Source organism: Corallococcus llansteffanensis (genome assembly GCF_003612055.1).
Taxonomy (GTDB): Bacteria; Myxococcota; Myxococcia; order Myxococcales; family Myxococcaceae; genus Corallococcus; species Corallococcus llansteffanensis.
Genome location: NZ_RAWB01001078.1, coordinates 1 through 1,006, shown reverse-complemented (window position 1 = coordinate 1,006; position 1,006 = coordinate 1). Strand labels below are relative to the sequence as shown.

General features: G+C 75.0%; 1 protein-coding gene. It reads left to right on the top strand.

All coding sequences use genetic code 11. The features are described 5' to 3' along the window. The first annotated feature begins 152 nt into the window (after window positions 1–152). On the top strand, window positions 153–962 hold the full coding sequence (locus tag D7V93_RS43435; RefSeq protein ID WP_120648715.1) for a pseudouridine synthase: 810 nt from the start codon (window positions 153–155) through the stop codon (window positions 960–962). Window positions 963–1,006: the final 44 nt, after the last annotated feature.

The window sequence follows — 1,006 nt, the reverse complement described above, 5'->3', positions numbered from 1 at the left end:
CCTCACTCTCGCCGCCCCCTCCCGGCCCGGGGGAGTCAAACGGCGCGGCGGCACCCTGGAAGCCCTGCTGTTCGTCCCCATGCGCCCGGAGGACCTGGGAGCCGCTGGCGTCACGCATCTGATACAGCGGGCAGGAACCGCGAGGAGGGTGCATGGCGCGCAAGCAACGGACACCGCGATGGTTGGAGGCCGCGAGGCGGCGGGGGCCCGGCGTGCCCGAGGGCGCGCGGGCGGACTGGCTGACCCGAGCCCTGGGCCGGGCCGGCGTCCTGCCGCGCGCCCAGGCGGAGCAGGCCATTGGCGAGGGCCGCGTGGAGGTGGACGGCCGCGTGGAGAAGGATCCCTTCGCGCCCGTGGGAGCGCGGACGCGCGTGCGCGTGGACGGCGTGGAGCACGCGCTGACGGCGCGGGTGTGGGCGCTGATGTTCCACAAGCCCGCGGGGCCGGTGGTGCACGGCTCGGATCCGGAGGGCGTGGGCACCGTCTTCGAGCGGCTGCGCGCGGTGCTGCCGCCGGAGCTCCAGGGCTTCGAGTGGTACGCCGTGGGCCGGCTGGACCGCGACACCACGGGGTTGCTGCTCTTCAGCAATGACGAACAGCTGGTGCGGCACGCGACGGCGCCGGAGACGCACCTGCCCAAGCGCTACGTGGCGCGCGTGGAGGGAGCGCCCACGGAGGAGACGCTGGGCCGGCTGCGGATGGGGCTTACGCTGGAGGATGGGCCCACGCGGCTCGCGGGGGCGGCGCTGCGGGAGCCGGACGTCGTCGTGCTCACGCTCACCGAGGGGCGCCACCACCAGGTGAAGCGGATGCTCGAAGCGGTGGGGCACCCGGTGCTCACGCTGCACCGCGAGGCGGTGGGTGAGGTGGTGCTGGACGTGGCGGAAGGGGCCTTCCGGACGCTCACGGACGAAGAGGTGACGGAGGGGCTGGGGTTCCGGCCAGAGGCGGACCCCGCGTAGTGCTGGGCTCCTGGGACGCACCCACGCCTCGCGCCGCGCAGGGG

Coding starts and splice junctions, on each gene's coding strand:
- D7V93_RS43435 (WP_120648715.1), top strand. CDS start 153: ATGGCGCGCAAGCAACGGACACCGCGATGGTTGGAGGCCGCGAGGCGG.